This is a genomic window from Pseudomonas sp. P5_B2 (assembly GCF_056400445.1).
On record NZ_JBFULH010000383.1, the window covers coordinates 1 to 3917 of the forward strand.

General features: G+C 55.3%; 8 protein-coding genes. 4 read left to right on the top strand and 4 right to left on the bottom strand.

What is annotated here, in order from left to right:
• On the bottom strand, nucleotides 1-278 hold a 278-nt coding region (locus AC1DRJ_RS20885; RefSeq protein ID WP_477803810.1), incomplete at its 3' end, for an ElaB/YgaM/YqjD family protein.
• Between the two features lie 155 nt (nucleotides 279-433).
• Between AC1DRJ_RS20885 and AC1DRJ_RS20890 the strand changes: the two genes are divergently transcribed.
• A complete protein-coding gene (locus tag AC1DRJ_RS20890) occupies nucleotides 434-649 on the top strand; it encodes a dodecin (RefSeq protein WP_477803811.1) in 216 nt (71 codons plus the stop codon).
• A 123-nt stretch (nucleotides 650-772) separates the two neighbouring features.
• Nucleotides 773-997 carry a DUF1161 domain-containing protein gene (locus AC1DRJ_RS20895; protein WP_477803812.1) on the top strand — a complete coding sequence of 75 codons (225 nt, stop codon included), beginning with the start codon at nucleotides 773-775 and terminating at the stop codon, nucleotides 995-997.
• Nucleotides 998-1053: 56 nt separating this feature from the next.
• Here AC1DRJ_RS20895 and AC1DRJ_RS20900 read toward each other — a convergent pair whose 3' ends face one another.
• Complete coding sequence (locus AC1DRJ_RS20900; RefSeq protein ID WP_477803813.1) at nucleotides 1054-2055, bottom strand: LLM class flavin-dependent oxidoreductase; 1002 nt, start codon at nucleotides 2053-2055, stop codon at nucleotides 1054-1056.
• 239 nt (nucleotides 2056-2294) lie between these two features.
• On the opposite strand from AC1DRJ_RS20900, the gene AC1DRJ_RS20905 reads away from it, so the two are divergent.
• Together AC1DRJ_RS20905 and AC1DRJ_RS20910 are read left to right on the top strand one after the other, a co-directional pair.
• The gene (locus AC1DRJ_RS20905) at nucleotides 2295-2726 is read left to right on the top strand and encodes an OsmC family protein (RefSeq protein ID WP_477803814.1); all 432 of its coding nucleotides are present in this window, start codon (nucleotides 2295-2297) and stop codon (nucleotides 2724-2726) included.
• Nucleotides 2727-2883: 157 nt separating this feature from the next.
• Nucleotides 2884-3117, top strand: a complete 234-nt coding sequence (locus AC1DRJ_RS20910) for a DUF1161 domain-containing protein (protein ID WP_477803815.1) — start codon at nucleotides 2884-2886, stop codon at nucleotides 3115-3117.
• Nucleotides 3118-3123: 6 nt separating this feature from the next.
• Here AC1DRJ_RS20910 and AC1DRJ_RS20915 read toward each other — a convergent pair whose 3' ends face one another.
• A complete protein-coding gene (locus AC1DRJ_RS20915) occupies nucleotides 3124-3546 on the bottom strand; it encodes a PA0061/PA0062 family lipoprotein (RefSeq protein ID WP_477803816.1) in 423 nt (140 codons plus the stop codon).
• Between the two features lie 41 nt (nucleotides 3547-3587).
• Nucleotides 3588-3917, bottom strand: a 330-nt coding sequence (locus AC1DRJ_RS20920; protein ID WP_477803817.1) for a PA0061/PA0062 family lipoprotein, incomplete at its 5' end; no start/stop codon positions are given.

Below are 3917 nucleotides of genomic sequence, written 5' to 3' on the forward strand. Positions count from 1 at the left end.
CCCACGGCAACACCGGCTGTAGTCCAAGGGTGTTCCTGGGCGTAGTCCCGAGTGGCAATCCCGGTTTCACGGGTTTTGACTTTGACGTCTTCGTACGCGTCGCTGAGCAGATGACGCGAATGTTTCAGCGCACTTTCGGCGTTGGCTTTCAGGGTATTGAGGGTTCTACGCGACTCGTCCGACGCATCGTCTTTCAGGCTTTCCAACGATTTCAGCAGACTCTCGATTTCGGCTTCCATGCTTTGCAATGAGGCTTTACGTAATGAAGTGGTGGCCATGGTGGCTCTCCTGCATTGATTGAGTTGCGTGTGTTGGTTGGGACTTCAGGGGCTGGAGAAAGTGCAGTAAATCTGCCTATCCCTTTCGAATTGGCCGACGCAAGTAAGACTAAAAATCACTGCTAGGCTGTAATTCACACCCTGAGGAGAACGCCATGACTGACCACCACACCTACAAAAAAGTCGAACTGGTCGGCTCGTCCACCAGCAGCATTGAAGACGCCATCAATAACGCGCTGGCGGAAGCCAGCAAAAGTCTCAAGCTCATGGAATGGTTTGAAGTGATCGAAACCCGCGGGCACATCAAGGACGGCAAGGCGGCCCATTTTCAGGTGACGCTCAAAGTCGGATTCCGGATTGCCAGCAGCTGAGTTTGAGCTAGTCTTCTAAACTTGCGCGCTGGCCGAGTGCCATCTGGAAAGGCAAAGCGCTACATGTGTGCATCCAGCGGATGGGTGGATGCCTCTTTTGATCCGACCAGGGGAATGCGACCGATGAAGAAGTTTATTTTGGCGGGTTGTTTGTTGAGCCTTGCGGGAACAGCCTTTGCCCAGGGCAAGTCGTGCGACGAGCTGAAAGCCGAAATCGCAGCGAAACTGGACGCCAAGGGTATTTCCAATTACACGCTGGAAATCGTCGATAAAGGCGCTGCGGCTGACGGAAAAGTCGTTGGCACCTGTGAAAAAGGCTCCAGGCAAATCGTCTACAAGCAGGGCTGACCATCTTCGAAACTGAAAAAGCCGACGCAATGGCGTCGGCTTTTTTGTGGGTGCTGTCAGCCTTTCATAACCTGCGCCAACAGTTCATAGGAGCGCAGGCGATCGGCATGTTCGTACAGGTCGCAGGTAAAAATCAGTTCGTCGGCCTGAGTCTGTTCGATCAGCACCTCCAGTTTGGCGCGGATTTTCTGCGGGCTGCCCACCATCGCCAACCCGAGGAAATCACTGACCGCTTCCCTCTCGTGCGGCAGCCACAACCCGTCCATGGTTTTCACCGGCGGACGCTGTACCAGACTTTGTCCGCGCATCAGCGCCAGAATCCGCTGATAGACCGACGTCGCCAGATAATCCRCCTGCTCGTCGGTATCAGCAGCCACCAGCGGCACACCGAGCATCACGTAGGGCTTATCCAATACCGCTGAAGGCTTGAAGTGGTTGCGGTAGACACGAATCGCCTCATGCATGAAACGCGGTGCGAAGTGCGAAGCGAAGGCGTAGGGCAAACCTCGCTCACCAGCCAGTTGCGCGCTGAACAGGCTGGAGCCCAGCAACCAGACCGGGACGTTGGTGCCGGTGCCCGGCATGGCGATGATCCGCTGGTCCGGGGTGCGTGGACCGAGGTAGCGCATCAGTTCGGCCACGTCTTCCGGGAAGTCATCGGCACTGCCGGAACGTTCACGACGTAGCGCACGAGCGGTCATTTGATCGGAGCCGGGCGCACGGCCCAAGCCCAGGTCAATACGTCCCGGGTACAGACTTTCCAAGGTACCGAACTGCTCGGCGATCACCAGCGGCGCGTGGTTCGGCAGCATCACACCACCCGAACCGACGCGAATGGTCGAGGTGCCGCCGGCCAAATAGCCAAGCAACACGGACGTCGCCGAGCTGGCGATGCCGTCCATGTTGTGGTGCTCGGCAACCCAAAAGCGGTGGTAGCCGAATTTTTCGACGTGCTGCGCCAGGTCCAGAGAGTTGCGCAGCGACTGAGCTGCGCTGCCGTTCTCGCGCACAGGCACCAGATCAAGGGTCGAGAACTTGATGTCGGACAGTCGTTTCATAACCTGCTTCTCCAATTGAGGTCGCAGGTTTTTCTTTCAAACGAAAACCTGCCAAATCCATAAGCGTGTTTCATGCAATGAGGGCATATACCCGAGTTTCAATAGCCAAGCCCAAAAAACCTACGGAAACGGTAGGACTAATCAGATCAGGTGAACTTTGTATCACCGTCTATCCTCAGAACCCTGGCAACCGAAAACCAAAGGCGCGACGCTTCGCGCCGGATATTGAGGAGGCAAATATGGCTATTACGAAGAAAGCATCGGCTCATTGGGAAGGTGACCTGAAAACCGGTATTGGCTCGATCTCCACTGAAACCGGCGTGCTCAGAGACGCGCCTTACGGCTTCAAAGCACGTTTCGAGGGAGGCAAAGGCACCAATCCGGAAGAGCTGATCGGGGCAGCCCATGCAGGTTGCTTCTCCATGGCGTTTTCGATGATTCTCGGTGATGCCGGCCTCAAGGCTGACAGCATCGATACGAATGCCGAAGTCACCCTGGATCAGGTGGACGGTGGTTTTGCGATCACGGCCGTGAAGTTGATCCTCAAGGCGAAAATTCCCGGGGCGACACAGGAGCAGTTCGAAGAATTGAGCAACAAGGCCAAAGAAGGCTGCCCGGTTTCCAAAGTGTTGAATGCGCAAATCAGTCTGGAAGCGACGTTGCTCAGTTGATCACAGCTTTTGCAGCCACCTGGAAAAGATCGCAGCCATGAACAGGCCGCGGTCTTTTTTTGCGCCGGGACAAAACCTGACCAGCCAAATTGTGGTCGAATAAATGACAGCAGCGAAAGCGCATCACCCTGCGCGCTGCCTCAAAGGAGCTTCAACCATGAAACGTCTTGCCTTGGCGATTATCTGTTGTGCACTGGCCACATCAGCCCTTGCAAAGCCAAAACCCTGTGAAGAACTCAAGGCCGAGATCGAAGCCAACATCCAGGCCAAAGGGGTTACGTCCTACACCCTGGAAATCGTCACCAATGACGAAGTCCACGATCAGAACATGGTTGTAGGCTCGTGCGAAAACGGCACCAAGAAAATCATCTACCAGAAAAATGACCGCTGATTTGCCTCACAGGCAATAAGACTCACTGTCTTCAGCGACGATCTCGCGTTTGGCGTTGTACAACCGGGCGCCGGGGACAAACGCTATCGACTGACCGACCAACACGTAACGTTGGCCGGCTTCGAAATGATCGTACTTGATGGTCAGGTAGCACAGCCGTTCCGATGGACCGTCCATCATCCCCATGCCCCCACCCCCACCGGGCACTGAAAAATCGAATCGAACGAGCAGCACATGACTGCCGGGCATGACCTGGAAAAAACGTCCGTCACGCAAACGCTGATTGTCCAGCCGTTCGGCCATCAACAACCTATCGTTAGGGAATGGCGTAGAAAAATCGACCCAGGCCATCTGCGGATCAACCGGTGGTAACGGGCTCTGACAGCCTGCAACTACACTGGCGGCGAGCAACAGCATCAACCTGCGCATGATGAATGACCCAATGATTCGGTCATTCAGCATAACGCTGATCAGGTGCGTTGGCAGCCTGCGGGTGTGCCTTGGCCAATCACTTTTCGCTGTTGGTTATAGAGTTTTACCCACGGCCGAAAGCCAATATTCCCCGCTTGCAGCTGATAGCGCTCACCGGCGCTGAAGTCGTTGTATTTCACGTTTAACTGACAGTCACGCCACAACCGCTCGGCATCCGGACCGATATTAGTGGGCTGGACCGGAAATTTATAACGCACCGTCAGCTCATGACTGCCCGGCGGCACCTGGAAATAGCGTTTGTCGGTGGCGGCTTTGTCATCGACTTCAAACGCTTGCAGCGCTGTGTCTTTCTGATGTGAGTCCAGGTC

Coding starts and splice junctions, on each gene's coding strand:
- AC1DRJ_RS20890 (WP_477803811.1), top strand. CDS start 434: ATGACTGACCACCACACCTACAAAAAAGTCGAACTGGTCGGCTCGTCC.
- AC1DRJ_RS20895 (WP_477803812.1), top strand. CDS start 773: ATGAAGAAGTTTATTTTGGCGGGTTGTTTGTTGAGCCTTGCGGGAACA.
- AC1DRJ_RS20905 (WP_477803814.1), top strand. CDS start 2,295: ATGGCTATTACGAAGAAAGCATCGGCTCATTGGGAAGGTGACCTGAAA.
- AC1DRJ_RS20910 (WP_477803815.1), top strand. CDS start 2,884: ATGAAACGTCTTGCCTTGGCGATTATCTGTTGTGCACTGGCCACATCA.
- AC1DRJ_RS20915 (WP_477803816.1), bottom strand. CDS start 3,546: ATGCGCAGGTTGATGCTGTTGCTCGCCGCCAGTGTAGTTGCAGGCTGT.